At 66.4% G+C, this 19364-nt stretch carries 21 protein-coding genes and 3 pseudogenes; 11 read left to right on the top strand and 13 right to left on the bottom strand.

The genetic code is table 11. The annotated features are described in order from the left end of the window. Window positions 1-616: group II intron maturase-specific domain-containing protein (locus tag NBW84_RS12115; protein WP_250284599.1), on the top strand; the 616-nt coding region annotated here is incomplete at its 5' end. A gap of 137 nt (window positions 617-753) precedes the next feature. On the opposite strand, the pseudogene NBW84_RS24275 reads toward NBW84_RS12115, so the two are convergent. Beyond that, window positions 754-1059 (bottom strand): annotated as a pseudogene (locus NBW84_RS24275) (transposase); the annotation flags it as partial. A gap of 196 nt (window positions 1060-1255) precedes the next feature. Between NBW84_RS24275 and NBW84_RS12110 the strand changes: the two are divergent. The 4 genes from NBW84_RS12110 (at window position 1256) to NBW84_RS12095 (ending at window position 5464) form a co-directional block, all read left to right on the top strand. Beyond that, window positions 1256-2368: a thiamine pyrophosphate-dependent enzyme gene (locus NBW84_RS12110; RefSeq protein WP_250284597.1), complete on the top strand. Its 1113-nt coding sequence runs from the start codon at window positions 1256-1258 to the stop codon at window positions 2366-2368. Beyond that, a complete protein-coding gene (locus NBW84_RS12105; RefSeq protein WP_250284594.1) occupies window positions 2369-3352 on the top strand; it encodes a transketolase C-terminal domain-containing protein in 984 nt (327 codons plus the stop codon). Further along, window positions 3349-4611 (top strand): dihydrolipoamide acetyltransferase family protein, encoded by a 1263-nt coding sequence (locus NBW84_RS12100; protein WP_250284592.1) that lies wholly within the window; start codon window positions 3349-3351, stop codon window positions 4609-4611. The genes NBW84_RS12105 and NBW84_RS12100 overlap by 4 nt, the downstream gene beginning before the upstream one ends. A gap of 301 nt (window positions 4612-4912) precedes the next feature. Continuing rightward, complete coding sequence (locus NBW84_RS12095) at window positions 4913-5464, top strand: hypothetical protein (RefSeq protein ID WP_250284591.1); 552 nt, start codon at window positions 4913-4915, stop codon at window positions 5462-5464. Here the strand turns inward: NBW84_RS12095 and NBW84_RS12090 are convergent. From NBW84_RS12090 to NBW84_RS12070, 6 genes are all read right to left on the bottom strand, one after another. Next, on the bottom strand, window positions 5452-5649 hold the full coding sequence (locus tag NBW84_RS12090; protein ID WP_250284589.1) for a ferredoxin: 198 nt from the start codon (window positions 5647-5649) through the stop codon (window positions 5452-5454). The genes NBW84_RS12095 and NBW84_RS12090 overlap by 13 nt on opposite strands. A gap of 100 nt (window positions 5650-5749) precedes the next feature. Continuing rightward, on the bottom strand, window positions 5750-7330 hold the full coding sequence (locus NBW84_RS12085; protein ID WP_250284587.1) for a hypothetical protein: 1581 nt from the start codon (window positions 7328-7330) through the stop codon (window positions 5750-5752). Beyond that, a complete protein-coding gene (locus NBW84_RS12080; protein ID WP_250284585.1) occupies window positions 7330-8355 on the bottom strand; it encodes an ATP-binding cassette domain-containing protein in 1026 nt (341 codons plus the stop codon). Before NBW84_RS12080 ends, NBW84_RS12085 begins: the two co-directional genes overlap by 1 nt. Before the next feature lie 10 nt (window positions 8356-8365). Beyond that, window positions 8366-8695: an antibiotic biosynthesis monooxygenase family protein gene (locus NBW84_RS24270; protein ID WP_445548358.1), complete on the bottom strand. Its 330-nt coding sequence runs from the start codon at window positions 8693-8695 to the stop codon at window positions 8366-8368. 79 nt (window positions 8696-8774) lie between these two features. Continuing rightward, complete coding sequence (locus NBW84_RS12075) at window positions 8775-10001, bottom strand: cytochrome P450 (RefSeq protein WP_250284583.1); 1227 nt, start codon at window positions 9999-10001, stop codon at window positions 8775-8777. A gap of 114 nt (window positions 10002-10115) precedes the next feature. Further along, window positions 10116-12254, bottom strand: a complete 2139-nt coding sequence (locus NBW84_RS12070) for an aminotransferase class III-fold pyridoxal phosphate-dependent enzyme (RefSeq protein WP_250284582.1) — start codon at window positions 12252-12254, stop codon at window positions 10116-10118. Between the two features lie 743 nt (window positions 12255-12997). On the opposite strand from NBW84_RS12070, the gene NBW84_RS12065 reads away from it, so the two are divergent. Further along, window positions 12998-13156, top strand: a complete 159-nt coding sequence (locus NBW84_RS12065) for a hypothetical protein (RefSeq protein WP_250284581.1) — start codon at window positions 12998-13000, stop codon at window positions 13154-13156. 391 nt (window positions 13157-13547) lie between these two features. Here NBW84_RS12065 and NBW84_RS24265 read toward each other — a convergent pair. Beyond that, window positions 13548-13687, bottom strand: a pseudogene (locus NBW84_RS24265) (IS982 family transposase); the annotation flags it as partial. Window positions 13688-13952: 265 nt separating this feature from the next. Between NBW84_RS24265 and NBW84_RS12060 the strand changes: the two are divergent. Both NBW84_RS12060 and NBW84_RS12055 read left to right on the top strand, forming a co-directional pair. Continuing rightward, a complete protein-coding gene (locus tag NBW84_RS12060; RefSeq protein WP_250284580.1) occupies window positions 13953-14168 on the top strand; it encodes a hypothetical protein in 216 nt (71 codons plus the stop codon). A 24-nt stretch (window positions 14169-14192) separates the two neighbouring features. After that, complete coding sequence (locus tag NBW84_RS12055) at window positions 14193-14759, top strand: IS110 family transposase (RefSeq protein WP_250284579.1); 567 nt, start codon at window positions 14193-14195, stop codon at window positions 14757-14759. A 226-nt stretch (window positions 14760-14985) separates the two neighbouring features. Here NBW84_RS12055 and NBW84_RS12050 read toward each other — a convergent pair whose 3' ends face one another. From NBW84_RS12050 to NBW84_RS12030, 5 genes are all read right to left on the bottom strand, one after another. Next, the gene (locus tag NBW84_RS12050) at window positions 14986-15456 is read right to left on the bottom strand and encodes a PIN domain-containing protein (RefSeq protein WP_445548512.1); all 471 of its coding nucleotides are present in this window, start codon (window positions 15454-15456) and stop codon (window positions 14986-14988) included. Then, window positions 15456-15863, bottom strand: a complete 408-nt coding sequence (locus NBW84_RS12045; RefSeq protein WP_250284575.1) for a helix-turn-helix domain-containing protein — start codon at window positions 15861-15863, stop codon at window positions 15456-15458. Before NBW84_RS12045 ends, NBW84_RS12050 begins: the two co-directional genes overlap by 1 nt. Then, window positions 15860-16063 carry a hypothetical protein gene (locus NBW84_RS12040; protein WP_250284573.1) on the bottom strand — a complete coding sequence of 68 codons (204 nt, stop codon included), beginning with the start codon at window positions 16061-16063 and terminating at the stop codon, window positions 15860-15862. The genes NBW84_RS12045 and NBW84_RS12040 overlap by 4 nt, the downstream gene beginning before the upstream one ends. A gap of 993 nt (window positions 16064-17056) precedes the next feature. After that, window positions 17057-17509, bottom strand: a complete 453-nt coding sequence (locus NBW84_RS12035; RefSeq protein ID WP_250284600.1) for a YtxH domain-containing protein — start codon at window positions 17507-17509, stop codon at window positions 17057-17059. Between the two features lie 2 nt (window positions 17510-17511). Next, window positions 17512-17682: a hypothetical protein gene (locus tag NBW84_RS12030; RefSeq protein ID WP_250284570.1), complete on the bottom strand. Its 171-nt coding sequence runs from the start codon at window positions 17680-17682 to the stop codon at window positions 17512-17514. 306 nt (window positions 17683-17988) lie between these two features. Between NBW84_RS12030 and NBW84_RS24260 the strand changes: the two genes are divergently transcribed. The 3 genes and pseudogenes from NBW84_RS24260 to NBW84_RS12015 form a co-directional block, all read left to right on the top strand. Continuing rightward, window positions 17989-18261, top strand: coding sequence for a nucleotidyltransferase family protein (locus NBW84_RS24260; protein WP_445548699.1), 273 nt, complete (start codon window positions 17989-17991; stop codon window positions 18259-18261). A 378-nt stretch (window positions 18262-18639) separates the two neighbouring features. Further along, a complete protein-coding gene (locus NBW84_RS12020; protein ID WP_250284568.1) occupies window positions 18640-19110 on the top strand; it encodes a helix-turn-helix domain-containing protein in 471 nt (156 codons plus the stop codon). Window positions 19111-19116: 6 nt separating this feature from the next. Next, window positions 19117-19364, top strand: a pseudogene (locus tag NBW84_RS12015) (PIN domain-containing protein); the annotation flags it as partial.

Raw genomic sequence — 19364 nt, 5'->3', positions numbered from 1 at the left:
TTTCCTGGCCCGGAATTTCCCAGGTGTGCAGTTCGAGCGATATGCGGACGACGCGATCGTGCACTGCGCGTCGGAACAGGAGGCCCGCGTGGTGCTGGCTGCGCTCACCAGCCGGATGGCCGAGGTCGGGCTGCGGCTGCACCCGACCAAGACCAAAATCGTGTACTGCAAGGACGGCAGGCGGCGTGGCTCGCACGAGCACACCTCGTTCACGTTCCTGGGGTACACCTTCCGGCCCAGGGGCGCCAGGAGAGCCGACGGGACGATGTTCGTGGGCTTCCAGCCCGCGGTCAGCCCCGAGGCGTTGAAGAAGATGAGCCAGCGGGTCCGCCGATGGCGGATCCACACGCGAACCAGACACGACCTGAGCGAGCTCGCCACACTGATCAACCCGGTCGTGGCGGGCTGGATGAACTACTACGGCCGGTTCTACCGGTCGCAGATGTCCCCCCTCCTGCAACGCATCAACACCTACCTGATGCGGTGGGCTGGCAAGAAGTACAGACGGCTACGCCCGTTCAAGCGGTTCAGAGCATGGTGGACCGGGATCCTCGATCGAGAGCCCGGACTGTTCGCGCACTGGGCCTGGGCATCCATGCCGACCGGACCACGGTGAGAAGAGCGGAGTGAACCGAGAGGTTCACGCTCCGTTCTGTGGGAGCCCGGGGGTGCGATCCCCCGGGCCACCCGACCAGGCTCGCGGCTGCACTGGGCCACCACTGGCCACAACTCCTGGTGATCGGATGAACACAGTTTCCGGTGCACCGCGAGGAGTCGCTTTTCCCTTCTTGATGAATCCTGTTTCGCCCGCGACCAGTATTCCTTCCGGTTCCCGAGGTGTTCGGCGACGTAGTCGCGGAGGATGTCCCGTACCAGGTCGGAGTCCCACGGGTAGGTGTTCAGGAGCCGCTGGATCCGATGGGGGCCGGGTGCGCCGGTATATTCGGCGATCGACCGGCTGTTCTTCCGTTCCATGGTGGATAGGAGGCCAGCCAGGTATGATCGTGCCTGTTGTCGGACTGTTCCGGTGGAGAAGCGGTCCGCGATTCTCGCGAGCATCTCCTCGAAGCCGGCCTGCCAGCCGTCCGGGGTGATGTCGTCTATGCTGTCCATGCGGCCGCCGCTGTTCTCTCGAGTTCATGCACAAACCCGACAGTCCAGACGGCGGCCGTTCTTTATGCGACGACACGCGGATTGTCAAGACACAGAACACAAGCCGACCACTGTTTCTGTAGGATACAGGCTGAGGAGCATCATGACGGTTTCGCTGATCGCGTCGGCTTGTTCCGACGCGGTCGCCCCCGGCTACCCCGCATCACCCCTGCGGCTGGTGGCTCCGGACGGCACTCTGACCGACCTCGGGCGAGCCGCCGACATCGACCCCGATCTGGTCCGCGAGCTGCATCGCGACATGGCCCGCGCCCGCTGCCTCGACCACGCCGCCCTCGCCCTGCAGCGCCAGGGCGAGGTGAGCCTCTGGCTGATGAGCTGGGGCCAGGAAGCCGCACAGGTCGGTTCGATACGGGCGGTGCGGGACAGCGACATGGTGTTCCCCAGCTACCGTGAGCACGCCGCCGCGCTGTGCCGGGGCATCACACCCGCCGAGCTGCTCACGCAGTGGCGCGGCCACCGGCACGCCGGCTGGGACCCCACCGCGCACCGCTTCCACATCTACTCGCTCGTGCTCGGCACCCAGACGCTGCACGCCACCGGCTACGCGGCCGGTGCCGCGATGGAGGGCACCGACGAGATCGTGGTGACCTACTTCGGGGACGGCGCGGCGAGCCAGGGGGACGTCAACGAGGCGTTGAACTGGGCCGCCGCCGCCGGCCTGCCGATCCTGTTCTTCTGCCAGAACAACCAGTGGGCGATCTCCACCCCGACAACGACCCAGATGCGCACGCCCGTGCACCGCCGCGCGGCAGGGTTCGGCCTGCGCACCTATCACGTCGACGGCAACGACGTGCTCGCGGTGCTCGCCGTGACCGGCGAGGCGGCCGCCCGGGTCCGCGCCGGGGACGGGCCGGCCCTGATCGAGGCCGAGACCTACCGTCTCGCCGGGCACAGCAGCTCCGACGACCCGGGCCGCTACCGCACCCAGGCGGAGGTGGAGCTGTGGCAGGGCCGTGATCCGCTCGCCCGGTCGGACGCTCTGCTGCGCGCGCTCGGTACCCCGGACTCGTGGTTCGACCAGCTGCAGGACGAGCTCGCGGCGTTCGGGGACGAGGTGCGTAAGGCCTGCCGCGGGCTGACCGGGCCGGGGCTGGCTGACCTGTTCGGCACCGTCTACGCCGAGCCGCACGACGCGCTCGACCAGGAGCGGCACGACTACCTGCGCCACCGCGACGCGCTCGAGGCGGGCCGCTGAATGACCGTCATGACCCTCGCCCAGGCGATCAATGCCGGGCTGCGCAAAGCGATGGAGGACGACGAGCGGGTCGTCGTGATGGGAGAGGACATCGGCACGCTCGGCGGTGTCTTCCGGGTGACCGACGGCCTGCAGAAGGACTTCGGCACGGCACGCGTGGTGGACACCCCGCTCGCCGAATCGGCGATCGTCGGCACCGCGATCGGGCTGGCGTTGCGCGGCTACCGGCCCGCGGTGGAGATCCAGTTCGACGGGTTCGTGTATCCGGCGTTCGACCAGATCGTCAGCCAGCTCGCGAAGATGCGGGCCCGCTCGGGCGGGCGCATCGCGCTGCCGGTCGTCGTCCGGATCCCGGCCGGCGGCGGGATCGGCGCCGTCGAGCACCACAGCGAGTCGAACGAGGCCTACTTCGCGCACACAGCCGGCCTGCGGGTCGTGTCCTGCGCGAGCCCGCACGACGCGTTCCACATGATCCAGCAGGCGCTGCGCTGCAACGATCCCGTGGTCTTCTACGAGCCGAAGCGCCGGTACTGGGACAAGAGCGAGGTCGCCGACGAGCCCGGCCTCGAGCTGCACAAGGCGCGCGTCCTGCGCGAGGGTGACGACTGCACGCTCGTCGCGCACGGGCCTACCGTCGCTACCGCTCTTAGGGCGGCCGAGGCCGCCCGCGAGGACGGGTTCTCGCTCGGAGTGATCGACCTGCGGTCGATCTCCCCGCTCGACCTCCCGGCGCTGCGCGAGGCGGCACGACGGACCGGGCGGATGGTCGTGGTGCACGAGGCGTCGACGTTCGCCGGGATCGGCGCGGAGATCGCCGCCGCTGTCACCGAGGCCTGCTTCCACGAGCTGGAATCGCCGGTGCTGCGGGTCGGCGCCTACAACCTGCCCTACCCGCCGGCCCGCGTCGAGGACGACTTTCTCCCCGACGTCGACCGGATTCTCGACGCGGTCGACCGCGCCCTGCACTTCGGGGACGTCGCATGAGCACGAGGACCGCATTTCGGCTGCCCGACGTCGGCGAGGGCCTGGCTGAGGCCGAAGTCGTCACCTGGCGGGTGCGCGCCGGAGACACCGTCGCTGTCAACGATCCGCTGGTCGACATCGAGACCGCCAAGTCCGTCGTCGAGCTGCCCTCGCCGGTGGCGGGCACGATCGCCGAGATCCACGTCGAGGAAGGGGCCACGGTCCAGGTCGGCGGCGTTCTCGTCACCATTGTCGGTGAGCCCGCTGACGACGGTGACAGCGCTGGCATCGCTAGCACCGCCGGTGCTGCTGGCGCCGATGAGCCGCTGGTGCTCGTGGGGACAGGGCCGAGCGCGGCACCGGACCGGCGCCGTCGTCTCCGGCCGCGCGGCGTGGGCGTTGCCGAGCCTGTCCCGCCACGGCCGGTGGCGGGCCCCACCCGGGCACGCGCGACACCGCCGGTGCGGCTGCTGGCCCGCCGCCTCGGTGTCGATCTCGACGCGCTCGCGGCGACCAAGCCCGGGATGGTCACCCGGGAGGATGTCGCGGCCGCCGCGTCCGCGCAGCCCGCCGGACCGGTCCGCGAGACCCGCGTCCCGATCAAGGGCGTCCGCAGGGCGACCGCGGCGGCGATGGTCCGCTCCGCCTTCACCGCCCCGCACGTCACGGAGTTCCTGACCGTCGACGTGACCGCCACGATGGCGCTGCTCGCCCGCCTCAAGGAGGACCGGGACTGGGCCGGCGTGCGGATCACACCGCTGGTGTTGGTCGCCCGCTGCCTGCTCCTGGCGATCCGGCGGTATCCGGGCATCAACGCCCGCTGGGACGAGGACGCCCAGGAGATCGTGCAGCACCATTACGTGAACCTGGGCATCGCCGCCGCCACGCCCCGCGGCCTTGTCGTGCCGAACATCAAGGACGCCGACGGCCTCGACCTGAAGGGACTGGCGTCCGCGTTGGGCGAGCTGGTCGAGCACGCCCGGGCAGGCAGGACCTCGCCGGAGCAGACGTCCGGCGGGACCGTCACGATCACCAACATCGGCGCCCTCGGCGTTGACGCTGGCACGCCGATCCTCAACCCCGGCGAGGCCGCGATCCTCGCCTTCGGCGCGGTCCGCGAGAGGCCATGGGTCGTGGATGGCGCGATAGTGCCGCGCCAGGTGACCCAGCTCGCCCTGTCGTTCGACCATCGGCTCGTCGACGGTGAACTGGGCTCGCGGGTGCTGGTCGAGGTCGGGCGGCTGCTACACGACCCCGGGCGGGCCATGCTGTACGCGTGAGAGCGGCCCTGGGGAAGCCCCGGTCGCGGAGATCAACAACGGCCGGCGGGCTGACGCCGACGACAGCGGTGGGCGGCTCACCGCTGTCGTCGGCGTCAGCGGACGCCCTGGATCGCAAGCTTCCGCGTCATCCGCGGCCGGACGCCCTGTTGGGCTCCAAAATTCGGGTTTCGGCCGGGGCTGAAGTTGACCCGATTCTGTTCACGTCTGGGCTCTTTGGAGCAATAGTTTCAAGGAGGATCGCAGGTGCCGAGATCAAAACTGCTCTACACCGCCGAGTCGCGGAAGCAGATGATCGACCTTGTCCGACTTTGATGTCCAGGGCCCAGATGTTGCCGACCCCGAACACCATCCGGCCACCGCCGTGCTGCTGCTCAGCCAGCACGTCCAGGTCGGTGGGGCCCTCGACCTGTTCACGGCCGACGCCGGAGGACTGGGTTACCTCCTGAAGGACCGGATCATCGAGATCGACGATTTCCTCGCCTCGATCCGCCGGATCGCCGCGGGAGGTTCGGTGCTCGACCCGATCGTCATCCGGGCCCTCGTCGAGAGACGGGCGCCCGCCAGCGCCCTCGCCGCGCTCAGCGAACGGGAACGCGACGTCCTCGGCCTCATGGCGCAGGGTCTGTCCATACCGCGATCGCCGCCCGCCTCGTCGTCGGGCTGCGTACCGTCGAGACCCACGTCGCCAGTGTCTTCACCAGGCTGGGGCTGCTGCCCACCCCGGACGAGCACCGCCGCGTCCGGGCCGTCGTCACCTACCTCAACGGCGGAGACTGATCAGCTGTTCGGAGGAATGTTGAGCGGCCTCCACGGCCTTCTGGCGATTAAACGGCAAGCTCAGTCCGAGTAGGTGCTGAGTGCCTGCACCGGGCACGCGTGCACGCCCTGCTCGGCCTGGTCCTCGTCACCGTCAGGGACCTCTCGCGCGATGCCAATGTTACTGTAGCCCTGACTGTCCAGGGAGAAGAGCGCCGGATCGATCAAGTTGCATTGCCGCTTGGCTTCACAGACCGTGATGTCCACCCTGACCTTCACGGATATCATCCTTTCCTTTCGATGGTGCCCAAATCCCCAGCCGGGTCGTTGACTGTTACCTGTAGCGACATTGAGGGCCGGCGGTCCTCTCGGCCGCAGTCTACTCGGGTAAGCCGTTCATGATCGAGGAGTTCGCGATCGTCCGCAGGGACAGTAGAAGCACTCCTGTCGCGGCCGCCACCGCGCCGAGCAGCCAGCCGCCGGCCAGCGCAATATCGGTGGCGCTGTGGAAGCTCGTGCTGAACGCAGAGTCGATCAGGACTTGCACGGAGCCCGCCGACGGTAAGTTCTCGGACCACGCCGGCAGCTGCGGACCCAGCATGTAGTCTTGAGCGATACCGACATCGAGGAAAGGGAGCAGGAGCATGCACAACGTTCCCCCGACGCGGCCGAGGACCGGCGCGAAAGCGGCACCGATACATCCCCACGTCACCGAACCCAGCAGATACGCGACCACGAATAATCCGTAGTTCTCCGGCCGGAAGCCGCAGAAACCTACGAGCAGTGCCGCCAGGCTGACGATACAGGACGCGGCCGCGACTGTCAGCAACCTCACGATGAGAATACTACGTCGGCGGTAACCGCTGACAATCAGCCGCGAGTCGGCCTCCCTCGAACGTATCACGACAAACAGACCTGCCACGGCGGACAGGAACGACACGGTCATGTATCCCATGTAGGCACCGTGCAGCTTGGGCATCGCCATGGTCAGCAGCACCGCCTGGTTGTCAATGGCCGCGGGCACCTGGACCTGCACTCCGGTGAACATGAAGAAACTGACCCCGACAAAGGTGACGGGTGTGGCCAGCAGCACCAGCAACAGGATCCGGTTTCGCGCGTATGTTCGTATCGTCGACCGGGTGAGCTCGGCCGCCGGGCGGCCGATCGGTCGTGAGTCCTGAGATCCGACCGGTACCGGGTGACGGCCGGGATCTCGCTGGCCGACGGGTTTGACCTCAAACTTCGCCCGGGTCCACGCCACCGCCGCGTGGGCCACCTGCCGGTCGAGCAGAACAAAGCTGGCGATCAATGACAGCGAGAGCCACACGATGCCGCCCAGCAGGGCAGTCGGAAAGCCGTCGACGCCGGACATGATGACCTCGCTCGACGGGCGGGAGGGCACCAGAGCCGCCAGCCGCAGCGAGCCGCCGCCCATCGCCGGCCCCAGGAAGACGTCGAGCATCCACACCCCGACGAGAGCCAAACTGCCCGTCAGTTCATCATGGACAAGAGAGCCGACGATCGCCCCGAAGCAACCGTAGGTCCCAACCAGAAGGCCTGTTCCAACGGCAATCTGCAGGGTTACGTTGACATCAGTGCACACACGCAGCGCGGCCAGCGCGGACCCCCAGCAGCCAGCCCCCACCAGGGCGAAGAGCGCCAGACGCGCGATCGAGATATCCCAGCGGGCCGTCCTCAGATCGACCAGGTGGTCCGCGCCCCTGGTGCGGCTCGTCGAGAAGTAGGTGCCCAGACCAGCACTTATGGCACCAGCCCAGGCCGCCGAGAACGAGCCCATCATATTATGGCCGGTGTGACCTCCGAGCACGCGCGCGAAGTCGGTCAGTGCATCGGCGGACACGAGTACGAACACGACGGGGAAGCATACGAGCAGCAGGCAGTTCAGTCGATGCCTAAGAAAGTCGACTGCGAACAGGCGCGATAGCTGGAACGCATTCACTAGCTGACCCGTCCGAGTTTTCCATTGGAAAGATTGTAGACCTGGTCACACAGTTCCGTATCATCCGTACGATGGCTCACGATGACAATGCAGGTGCCATCCTGACGTCGCAGCTTCGCCAGCTCCCAAAACCGTAGGTAGGTATCCCAGTCGAAGCTGGCGTGGGGCTCGTCAAGCAGAACCAGTCTTGGCTCTCCCAGCAGTGCCAGCGCCAAGTTCAGCTTCGCCTTGGTACCAAGCGACAGCTCGTCGGTCACCGAGTCCGCGTACTGCGCGAAGGACAGCTGATCGAGCAGTTCCTCGGCCGCCTGGTTAATCTGTTCGACTGACAACCCGACCGCGCTCCCGAAGAGCCGGAAGTGCTCCCGAACGGTCAGCCGGGCGTACAGAGCCGCCTCCTGCGGGCAGTATCCGACCCGCTCGACGCGACGCAGCTCACCCAGATCCGGAGTTTCCAGACCCACCAGTATCCGCAGCAGGGTCGACTTGCCTGCCCCGTTCTCGCCAACCAGTGCCACGATCTGCCCGGGGAACAGTTCGAGATCAACTCCCCGGAGCACGCGGCTCTGCTGCCGCCACGCTAATCGCGGTCGGTAACTTTTCTCGATCCCCTTCGCGGTGAGGACGGCTCTGCCCGCAGGGGAGGTCCGTCCCGAGATCACCCCAGTCGGCTGCAGCTGTTCCGCATCCCCGCTGGCACCGGCGGCTCCGCCGCCGCCCTGATCCGCCATCCACCGGGCCAGCCCGGCCAGCCGGGTCACCTCGTCCCTGATGCGGTCCGGGGCATCCGTGCCGCCGGCGAACGGAATCCATAGATCCCTCCGGTCAGCGGGGGTCGTAACCTGAAGATTCATCCCGTGGCCATCGATCTCGGTGGCCACGGCGGAGATGGCATCGGCTGCCTTACCGAGCTCCCGGCCGATGATCAGGCAGTCGTCGGAATGAGCTGCGTTCAGATGTGCCAGCGCTCTGGCGCTGCGGACCGCGGCATCTTCCAGTTCCTCGGTTCTGTTGGCCTCGAGCATGGCGGCGTCGCTATGCAGTCGTCGTAGAGACTTCGAAGGACCAGACCTCACTTTCGATGGCGAGCGGACCGTCGCCGTGCGTAGGCGAGCTCCCGGGGTGTCCGTGTCCCGATAGCTGACCGCGGTGCATCTGGTCAAATACGGCCGAGTTCTTCCAGGCATCATACGAGGCCGCCGAATCCCACCGGCTGACAACCAGCCACCGGTTTCGCTCGTCCGTTGGACGCAGCAGCTGGAAATCCACGAAACCCTGCTGCCCGCTGAGTAACGCGCTTTGCGCTTCGAACCGTTTCGCCAGCTCGTCCTCAACCCCAGGCGGCACTGTTATCGCGTTGATCATAACCGTCGTCATCTCAACTCCATCTCGTCGGTATCAGCTCACTCGGTTGACGGTCCGTACTGGCGGTCAACCCACGCCGTCACCTCAGCTTGAGCCGGGCCGGTAGCCTCTGGAAGCCGGTGATGTTCATCGCGTGCACCGACTCGGCGGCGTCGAGGTCCAACTCAGCACTCTCGACGCGGTTGAAGAACTCGCCGAGCCCGGCGACCATCTGTAGGCGGGAGACGTGAATGCCTAGGCAGCTGTGTATGCCTCGACTGAAGCCCATGGCCAGGCGAGAGTTCCGGCGATCGATATCAAACGTGTCCGGATCGGAAAATAGTTCCGGGTCCCGATTGGCCGCGCCGAACAGCAGCAGCACGCGCGCACCCTCGGGGATCACCGTGTCGCGGATATCAACATCCCAGGCCGTTGTTCTTCGCATGTACTGCGTGGACGCATCCCGGCGGATGGTCTCATCAATGGCGTTCATTCGCGCGGGCTCATCATTTCGGACCAGCTCCACCACACTCGGCTGCGCCGAAACATTGGCCAGCACATATCCGGCTGTCCGAGCGACGTCCTCCGGTCCAGCCAGTGCCATGAGGAATAAGAACCCGAGAGCCTCCGCCTCTGACATCCTGTCACCGTCGGCACTTCCATTGATCAGCCTGGACAGGAATGTTCCCTCCGTGGCGTAAAGCCGAGGCAGATGCTCTTCGGCCAGGAAGGTCATGATATGCCCGATGGCCTCTTCCCCGGCCGCGGTGAAACTGATGTTTCCGCGCTTGCGCTGGAAGCACGCATTGAGCCATTCTCGCCAGAGTGGACGAGACTCCGCCGGGATCTCGAGTAGCTCGAGGTCGTTCTCGATCGCCCACGGGAGGAGCAGATCCTGGCACACATCCAGCTCGGCTCCCGGCAGCCGGTCGAACTGTGCGACGAAGTTCCGACCGAAAGCCACCTTGAAACCGGCGACAGCCTTGGGCACGAAGGAGCCGCTTACCATGGTCCGCATCCGGGTGTGGTCCGGAGGATCGAGGAACGCCATCATCGGGACCGGGAGTTCTTCAAGCGTCTGGTCCTCGTACACCGTGCCTTTGCGTGCCGAGAACGAGAGCGGGTCGTGGAGTGCCCCTGCGACGTCGTCGTACCGTGACAGCGCCCAGAAGTCGTCCTTCTCGTTGTAGTAGACCGGCTGCTCTTCTCGAAGAGCCTTGTAGTACGGGTAGGGATCGTCTGTCACCAGGCTGTCCAGCGGAGAATAATACGCCATTGCGTCTCCGTCCTTTCCGGGATCGGTACCTTCAAGCGTGCTCGCAGGCACCTCATCTTTCTGCGGTCTGCCGAGTCAGACTGGGTGTGAGCGGCGTCGAGAGGGCTCGCGTCAGCCCTACCTGTTCTACTGTTCCATACCTCAGCGCAGCGTCGAAGGTGAACACTATTCTGTCGCCCAATCGACCGCCGAGCGGAAGTAGCGCGCTCGGCGAGCGTAGGTTAGGAGGCCCCGTACGGCGTTTACATAGACGTGTACAGGGCGCACCTGGCGGGTTCCGCGCTCGAGTCTGTTGAGAACTTCGCGCAGCTCAGCCTCGTCGGCGAATATCCGCTGATGAAAGCGGAGTATCGGCACGAAGACCCCGCAGTTGGACAGCACTAGCTCGGCGAGGGCCATTTCGAGCGCACACCCCAGCGCCGAGCGGCGGTGGAACGGGAACCAGCGGCGAGAGAGAGTGAGCCGTATCAGTCCGCCCTCGCCCGAGACGGCCGCAAAGATCCTGGACTGTGCAGAGATGCGCCGAAGGCCTTCGGCGAACATCTCCTGCAGCCGCGTCGCCGTCACGATTCGCTCGGGATCTGCACATCCAGAGAGTGCGTTCAGCGCGATATGCGCGCTGAGCTCGCACCGGTAGTGCCGAGTGAGCTTCTCGACTAGTTTCGGGTTTCTCGCGGCCGCGCGACGGTAAACATCGTCGGTAACGAGAGCGACGCCGAGCGGCACCGTCATATCACTCAGGGGCTTGGCCATCGCCGATACATCGACATTCAGCGCGAGACGCCGATGTACCAGGAAATCTCCACCGATCCGCCACCCGCCGGTCAGCACCTCGTCGATCCCAACCAGGTAGCCTCCCGACGCCTTGCAGCGGTGTACTAACTCGATAATCGAGTCGGGGATAGGCCGGCATTCAGCGCCCTGGATGAGTTCCAGCCAGACCAATGCCACGTCTGGCCGGTTCAGGACCGTCTTCAGCCGAGACTCGCAGCCGGGTTCATCGAGGTCGATGTACTCAAGATTGGCATAGTACGGTCGGAACGCTTCTCTGTCCGACTCGGTCAACAGCGTGCCATGCTTGCTGAGACTGAGCGAGATGGGAGTCTTCCCGGAGTAGTTGCCACGAAAACTGACAATGGTTTTACGATCCGGCTGCGCTAGCATGGCGAAGCTGACAGCTAGATCAACGGCAGTACCACCGCTCACGGCGGGCACCGAGTGTGGATACCCCGTCAGTACCTGCAGCACAGACTCAAGCTGATCGTAGTAGCGCCCGTCCGGGCGGTGCGCGGTGAGGACGTTCTCCACCAGGTCCGGAGGGTTGTGGCCGCGTAAGTTGCTACCCGATCCACCACCGGAATCGATGATCTCCCGCCCGTCGGAGAGCACCAGCCGGCTACCTAGTGCGCTCTTGATGTCGAGAGCCATTCCCATGGCGTCGTTGAGACGGGCCATCGGGGGGTTCACGTAGTGATGGAATGCTCGTACCCGCGCCGTCATCGTACCTTCGATACGCTTGAGGACAATCTTGTCCTCGGCTTCGATCAGGTCAGCGGCATCCAGCGCCTCCAGTACCGCGCGAAGTGAGACGGCGGCCCCGCCGAAAGTGGTGGTATGCGCGGCGGCGTCTTTGATGTTGTTCCACACTGAATGAGCCCGCTGGCTCATGGTCAGACATCCGAAAGGAAGCTGTCGAGCCGAGAGGTCCTCTCCGAAGATATGGGCGTCGGCCTGTATCCCGCTCTGACTGAAGTACGTGCCGCCCAAGTCGCGGCCGAGATTCGAGAGGACGAGTAAGGCGCCCGATTCGTGTCCAGCGTCGGCGAAAGCGTCGTGCAGGCGGGGCCGAGCCTCCCATTCTGAGCGTGCGACGATCACGCCCGACCAGGCCTTTTCCGCTAGTCGGTCAGCCGCCACGTCGAGAGACTCGACGAAGCACAGTCCCGGTGCGAGACTCTGTGAGGAACCCTGCTCTGTGGGATCAAAGAAGACGCGCAGATCCTGCTCTGGATCGACGATGAGGACGCTACCGTCATTAGCCCTCCTGTGCCGCACCGACGAGTGCCGGCACAGTTTTATGGCCGCCCCGACCGCTTCGACACCTGAGTTGGTGAAGAATGTTCGGTAGGGCCCACCCCGAGCTTGTGCACGCTGCAGCAGACGGTCGAGCAGAAAACCTAACATCGCCCCCTCGGCACTGATCGTGTTGCTCCCGATGAGAAGGTTGCAACGCTGACTGAGGTTGTATTCAGCCAAAAGATCGAGGGTCGACCGCGTAGCCGACGTCAGAGCCGCACGAGCCATGAGCTTCGGATCCTTCCTGCCCGGCGCAGCCTCACTTTTCCGCCTACGACGCAGCAGGCCGCCAATGCCAACTTCACCGGCGAAGGAGACGGAAAGTAGAAACTCTGAAACCAATTCAGTAAGGCTACCGCGTACCCTGTCAAGGCCCCTCTCGGGATTTCGGAAGGAGTCTCCATGCTGTTGGTGCTGTGCGACCCGGCTCCAACGCTGTACGTGTACACGGGCGGCGCGAAATAGCCCGTGACCTGGGCAGACGCAGGGATTCCCCGGCCGCGACGTACTTTCTCGCCGCCAGCCGGCCACCCCGATCGCTGTTCAACCGCCGTCTCCGTGAGTTGGTGGCGCAAGAGGCCTCCACGCAGGTAGGTGTTGAGCGGGACCTGGATCGCCCCGGTCTTGGCGGCACCCTCGGAGCGGACGATGTCGTCCGCGAGGAGTGCGAGGCAGCGACGGACGTCGCCGGGGCCGGTCCGGCCGTGAACGCACGAATCGCCTCGACGGCATCGGGAAGGTTCGTCATGCGGAGTTCGTCATGCGGACAGCTCCCCTCGAGGTTCCACCGGACCGCACCCTGCGGCGTTGGCGTTCGTTGGCCGTACCGCGCCGCTCCTGGCGGTGTACTTTTTGTCTTTACTCTTTCTATACCTAATTCGAATTAGAGTCAAGCGTGGCCAAAGGAACGGCATGCGGGAGAATCCGCCGGGCGGCTTGCAGCGTTTTGGTAAGTTGCTGTTCAGCAGATCATGACAAGGTCCACGACGTCACCCTCGCCGAACGAGCAGGACGAGGAGCTGGGGTATCTCGTTGGTCTTGGCTTCCACGTCGTCCTGGCCGAACACGGGACCCCGGTCGTGGTCGAGGGTGGCGAGCAGGTGCCATGCATCGGCCGCGCAACCGCGTGATCCGCGGAGCGTCTTGCCGCCGAGGAGAATGGGCTGCCCCGCCACCGTGCCCTCTGCTCGTTGTTCCTGCCCACTGGCGTGCGCGGTGGTCGGCGACGTTGACGCTGGTTCGCTCTGTTAGCGTGCTGGTCGCCCGCAAGCATCGCTGGAACAGAGTGTCGGCGTGCGGGTACCTGCTGGATGTCGGCCCTGACATCAGGACCGACGTCGAGTTATCCCAGTCCTGCCCACGTACTTCGCTGCCTACCTCGCTGGATGGCAAGACGTGCCGATCGAACTCTCCGCGGACATTGTCTTCGGCGCGTGGGATACGTCCGGAGCCTCGCCTTCGAGCCCCATGCCGATTTCACCGACGACGCCGATGGCTGGGGCCCTCCCCAGGCGCCGAGGTCTTGACCAGCGGCAACGCCGACGTCAGCCGCTTGTTGTAGCCGGGCTGGCCGGGCTGGCCGGGCAGGCAGGGGCCCCGACCAGGTGCGCCCGGGCGTGGCGCAGCCAGCGGGTCTCGCTGTGGTGGCCGAGCAGGGCCTTGAAGCTCTCTCCCTATGCCCGGCCACCGCGAGCCCAGACTTCGGACTTGCTCGTCTAGTACTACTAGGTATCGGTCGCGGCTACGGCCGGATGATGCTCGGCCGCCCGAGCCACCTCATCGCGGTTGTCATCGTGGCTGGTCAGCAGCCGTGACGTCATGGGCGTGGTCTGCTCATGCCGGCGGGAGCGTCGCCATCACGGAGCCGGAGCGGATCCGTGACCGGGCCGGTTATCGTCGGATCCCGTGGATGAGCCGCCGGTATTCGTGGGGTCCTCCGACATCGCCGTCGTCCTCGGTCTGACCCGGCAGGCCGTCGACCGTCGGCTGCGGATCGATCCCGTCGCGCCCGCGCCGGCCGCGACGGTCAATCGCACCCGGGCCTGGGGCGGCACCCGGGTGTGGTGGCGCGCGGACATCGACCGCTGGCTCGGCGGCGCCGACCCGGACCGCTGGACGTCCCTGCCCGGTCACGCCCGCTGAGTCCGAGGACCGCGCGGTACGTCCGTGCCAGGTCCACTCCGACACCGGGGAGATCGTCGGTGGGGCGGCGGACGACCCCTCGGCCGAGGCCCCCCGGCGTCGACCGGCGCCGACGCCGGGGCGGGCCGGCGGCTCAGCCTGACCGAACGCCTCGCCGAGATTCCCGGGATCGGCCCGACCGCCGCCCAGGCGATCATCGCGGAGGTCGGGGTCGACGCGTCCCGTTTCCCCACCCCCGGCCACCTGGCCGCCTGGGCCGGTCTGGCCCCGAAGGACCGGGAGTCCGCCGGGCGGGCCAAGCCCGCCCGGACCGGGAAGGGCAACCGCTACCTGGCCGCCGTCCTTGGCCGGGCCGTGATGTCGGTCGCTGCGACCCAGACCTTCTACGGGTTCCGCTACCGGCGGTTCTCACGTCTTGGACGTGCTCGCGCCCGTCGAAGCTGCAGGTCGGCGGGCCAGGCAGGTGGTTCGAGCCTCCTGTGGCTCCGCAGCAGTCGACTCCTGGTGGTAGTCGTTCAACCGCGTGGCGGTCCGAGTGAGGCTGCGGATGGAGGGCTCCCGTGTGTGGCGAGTCCGCGCGGCTGGAACTGACCGGCGCGCAGGTCGCTCGCGGCGTTCTGGGGCGAGATCCGGCAGGTCGTGGCTGGGCTCCTGTCTGACCCGGAGACACCCTCGAACACAATGCCGCTGGCATGCGCCGCCGTGCGGACGCCGATGGAGGTTCAGTAGCTTCCGGTGAGGCGCTCTATCAGATCGGCGGTTGTCGAAGCCCCGGCTCGGCGCAGGGCCGCGGTCGTCGACCTGTCGGTCGCGCCGGTCAGGGACGCGACAGCCGTTCGGTGAGCGGCGAGCACCTGTGGCTCGTATTCTGCCACGAGCCGGCAGAGCAGCTCGTCGGGGGTGAGCACCTCGATTCGGCGGCCGCCGCGGCGTCGGCCGGGAAGTCCTTGACGTTCCATGTGCAGAGCACATTCGCCTCCGCGGCGACGGCCGCGGCCAGGACATGCCGGTCGTCTTCGTCTGGTAGCCACACGTCGGCGAGTGCGCGGAAATCCGCCTCGGCGGGCTCGACCTCGGCGAAGGGGAACGCGCGGTTCATCGCTGTCACCAAACGCTGGGCGGCAGCACGGTCGAAGCGGGCCACGTTCAGTCTGAGATGTTCGACGGCCTCGGCGAGGATCGCAGGGCTCCAGGCAACGGCGATGATCTCCTGGTCGGCGGCGTAGAGAAGGTAGTCGCGCAGGACTCGGGAGTAGAGCACGTTCGCGTCCGCGAGAACGACGCGGATCAGGTCGGTCTCGCGGACGGGGGTCGTTCGGTCAGGCCGAGTTCGTTCTGCACGGCGGCCAGTTCGGCGAGTGCCTCGCGCCGTCGCGGGCGCTCGTTCTCCAGGAACGCCCGGATCGACGAGACGCGCACACGGTGGTGGGCGCCGACCTTGCGGAACTCCAGCAGGCCGCGGTCCATCAGCTTGCGGACCTGGGGACGTGACATCCCTAGCAGCACCGCTGCCTCCGTCGGCGTGACCTCGGCGGCGCGGGGGGCCGCGACGAGCTCCTCGCCTCTGACCCGGGCGTCGAGCAGCCGGGAGACCAGCTCGGCCGTCTCGCGCGAGAACGCCACCCTCACCTCTCCACCGGACGTCGCCAAGGCGCGGTGGAGAGCCTCGGCATCGCGTAGCAGCAGCTCGGTCATGCCTGCCCCACCTGCCTCATCTGCTCCAACTGCAACAACTGCAACAACTGCAACACATTCCCGGTGCGCATCCGCTGGGCGAGGCTGGGTTCGACCGCGGCGACTGTCGCGGCCAGCACCCCGTCGTCGATGCGACTGATCACCCGGTAGGTCTGGCGGCGCACGTTGAAGCCGGCCCCGCTCTGGCCCGCCTCGGACAACCTGATAGCCGCCGGGTGAGCCGGCTCTGTCGATGAGGCGGATCCCGTCGCCCAGCTCCTGGTTCTGCCGGTGGATGGCTACGGACCGGAACCTTGGAACCCGCCAGGTATACGGAACATCCGTCCGATCCGCTAGATGATGTTCCGGTCGGCGTGGTCACCGGGAATCGTCCCAGGTCGGTGACCGCGTGGCGACCGGGCGGATGATGATTTCGGGACCCGGAACCGTGATCGAACGGTTCTTGTTGTGGTGCGTTAGGTCCACCACGCTGCGTAGTTGACGTCTGGCCTGGGTCGATAGGTTCGACCTATCGATCGGGACGATCGGGTGCCCGGCGAACGAGCAGGTAGTGACCCCGTTGGCCGGTTCGTACGGAACAATGGCCCTCGCCCAGTTGACGCAAATAGTGACCATGAGTGACATTCGAGTCGTCTCGGCATCGTCCCTCGCGTGGCGCGCGTGCTCTCGGGAGGAGACAGCAGCGTAGGGCAGGCGATCGGCGCCGCCAGCGGCTCCCGGCCCGGCTGGCGGTCACCGCGCACACCAGCCGGCTCGCCCAGCACGCGCTGTGCCTGCATACGCACGTTAACCCATGACCATCGCGGCCGGACAATGGGACCGACATCGCCGCGGCGCCTGACCGCGCTCGGCAGCACAGCGAGGGACTCGCCCCAAGACCGTTGGTTGTGCGGATTCTCCTCGTGACCGACGGTCTGTCCGATCTGAACAGGGCAAGGCAAGCCGCGGTGAAATGCGCCCAGGCTGGCTTGACGGTGGATGTGGTCCTGATCGATCCGACTGACCAAGCACGCGGTCTCGCGGCCCCTGCCTGCCAACCAGAAGCCGATGAACCCGGCGATGCGGCGGGCGTCGGCGAACAGCACCCCTGCGTTGACGGCGGGATGTCTGCCAGGTCTTACAGGCCGAGCCACGCCCGCGCGCAAAAGCCGAGCAGGGCGTCGCCAACCGAATCCGGGGCAATGAGATGAGGATCAGGTGCTGACGGCCGCAGCGTCGGCGCGAGCCAAGGTGGCGTCCAGGACGGCGTACTCGGCTTCTTCCACAGCGGCGATAGCGAAAGAGATCGCGCAGACGGCGTCGTCCTCCGCGTACTCCGCGCGCCGCTCGGCACGCTGGGCGTCGCGCTCGGTCTGCTTCTGTTGGACCTCAGCACGCACCTTGCTCACGTGGTCCTTCCAGCGGTCCTGGATCTCGCGCCACCGACTGGAAGCCTCCTGGGTCACGTCCGAGGCCTTCTCGCGAAGCTCGCTCGCGTGCCGCTCGGCGTTGGCGCGAGCCTGCTCGACTTTGGCCGCCAGCTCCTCGCGGGTCTCGGCCTCGGCAGCATCCGCAGCACCCTCGGCTGCCTTGGCACGCCTCGAGAGGTAGGCCAGCTGCTCGGACAAACGGGCCATAATTCTCACCCTTCCGCCGTCTTCCTGCATAATCACATGGCAGTCATGCTAGCGCGGATTCCTGGCTGACGCAGGTCCACCCCGACGACGGCGACCATCGCGACCTGCATCCCCATTACAGTGATTTGCAACCATCTATCGACGTCAAACGGCTCGAAGTACAGCGGAGATCCGCCACCCAGCAGCGGGTGGATGCGCGGCACGCCGAACAGCCTCCGGCCGCGCACTCCCGAGTCGACTTCCGGCGAGTTCGATCCTTCCTATGGGCAGTGAAGCTTGATACCGCTGTTCACGAAAGCGGTATTTCCCGGTTTGCCGGCGGACCGTCCGGGCAGGAGGTAAGGAGGCGGAATGAAATAACCTGTTCATCTTGAACCTTCTGTAGGTCCGTGACCTGCGAAGACGCTCCCGGGGATGCATTTGTTACTTCATTACAGATCCTAAGTGACGCCTGAGCCGGGAGGGATGCCCGCAAGCGGGGGAGCGGCCTCCGGTGACGTTCGGACGAGGTGCGTGCGCATCGCGAGGAGATTCTTGCTGTCGGGCGTCGGTTCGGGGTTCGGAATGTGCGGGTGTTCGGGTCGGTGGCGCGTGGTGAGGCCACGGGGTCCAGCGATCTGGATCTGTTGATCGATGTCGGGCCTGGTCATGGATACTTCGACATGGCGGCTTTCGCGCTCGCGGTGGAGGACCTGCTGGGTGTGTTCACGCAGGTCGCGACCGAGGGCGGGCTGAAGCTGCGTATCCGTGACCGGGTGCTCGCCGAGGCTGTGCCGGTCTGAACGGCTGTCTGTGCGGCGGGACGAGGAGCGGCTGGCGGACATCCTGGACGCGGCGGAGAAGATCGCGGTCCGGGTGCGGCGTGGCCGGGAGCGGTACGACGCCGACGAGGACGTGCAGATCATGCTCACCCGCAGGATCACACGATGGTCGCTCTACGTCACGAACTGCCACTCCGGCGAGTTGTCAAAATGTTACTTTTATCCACTATTTTCATGGACTCCAGTCGCATCCGCAGATCCGCCCGGTGACGGACGGCCGGCACACCGGTCACCCGTTGCGACCGCGGGCCGCGGGCGACCTGCGGCCGGTCTCCGCGCGCGACCTCCACCCAGCCGCGACCTGTTTGCGGATTTTTCGAATAGAAGTAGCCTGGAGTCGTGGCCACCGTGATTCGAGAGCGAACAGTCCTCCCACCCGCGGACAACTCCACCCTCGCCCGGTTCGCCCGCCGCCTGGCCGGGCTCGAGGAGCCCGCACGCGCACGGCTGGTCGGCCCCGACGGTTCCAAGATGGACATCCCCGACGAGCTCTACGGAATCCTGCACGACGTCGTGACCGCTCTGTCCCAGGGCCTGGCGATCTCGATCGCCCCGCACAACACCATGCTCACCACCCAGGAAGCCGCCGACCTGCTCAATATCTCCCGCCCCACTCTGGTACGCCTGCTGACCGACAGTGAAATTCCCTACACCATGCGCGGCCGGCACCGCCGCGTCATGCTCCGCGACATCCTCGACTACCGCGACCGCACCCGCCGGGAACGCCGCCAGGCACTGGACCAGATGGCCGCCGAAGCCGAAGAGGACGACCTCTACACCCTGACCGCGGCCCCCACATCAACCCGGTAAGAGGCCGTGACGTTCCCCGCGCTGCTCGACGCCTGCGTGCTCTACCCGGCCTACCTCTGTGACACCCTGCTCCGGCTCGCCGAAGCCGAGGCCTACCGGCCCCTGTGGTCAGCCGACATCCTCGACGAACTGCGGCGCAACGTCGTCGACGCCGGCGTCCCGGCCGACCGCGTCGACCGGCGCATCAACCACATGCGCCGATACTTCCCCGACGCGACCGTCACCGGCTACGAACACCTCATCGACGGCATGAC

It is taken from the genome of Protofrankia sp. CiP1_Cm_nod2 (assembly GCF_920664355.1).
Taxonomy (GTDB): Bacteria; Actinomycetota; Actinomycetes; order Frankiales; family Frankiaceae; genus Protofrankia.
Note: the sequence above shows the minus strand (reverse complement) of the source record. Positions and strands in the feature narration are given on the sequence as shown.

What these genes read in the sequence shown, in the direction of transcription:
- NBW84_RS12065 (WP_250284581.1), top strand. Translation starts at nt 12,998, where the DNA reads ATGACAAGGTCCACGACGTCACCCTCGCCGAACGAGCAGGACGAGGAG.
- NBW84_RS24270 (WP_445548358.1), bottom strand. Translation starts at nt 8,695, where the DNA reads ATGATCAACGCGATAACAGTGCCGCCTGGGGTTGAGGACGAGCTGGCG.
- NBW84_RS12070 (WP_250284582.1), bottom strand. Translation starts at nt 12,254, where the DNA reads ATGGCTCGTGCGGCTCTGACGTCGGCTACGCGGTCGACCCTCGATCTT.
- NBW84_RS12105 (WP_250284594.1), top strand. Translation starts at nt 2,369, where the DNA reads ATGACCGTCATGACCCTCGCCCAGGCGATCAATGCCGGGCTGCGCAAA.
- NBW84_RS12110 (WP_250284597.1), top strand. Translation starts at nt 1,256, where the DNA reads ATGACGGTTTCGCTGATCGCGTCGGCTTGTTCCGACGCGGTCGCCCCC.
- NBW84_RS12080 (WP_250284585.1), bottom strand. Translation starts at nt 8,355, where the DNA reads ATGCTCGAGGCCAACAGAACCGAGGAACTGGAAGATGCCGCGGTCCGC.
- NBW84_RS12035 (WP_250284600.1), bottom strand. Translation starts at nt 17,509, where the DNA reads ATGCAGGAAGACGGCGGAAGGGTGAGAATTATGGCCCGTTTGTCCGAG.
- NBW84_RS12100 (WP_250284592.1), top strand. Translation starts at nt 3,349, where the DNA reads ATGAGCACGAGGACCGCATTTCGGCTGCCCGACGTCGGCGAGGGCCTG.
- NBW84_RS12045 (WP_250284575.1), bottom strand. Translation starts at nt 15,863, where the DNA reads ATGACCGAGCTGCTGCTACGCGATGCCGAGGCTCTCCACCGCGCCTTG.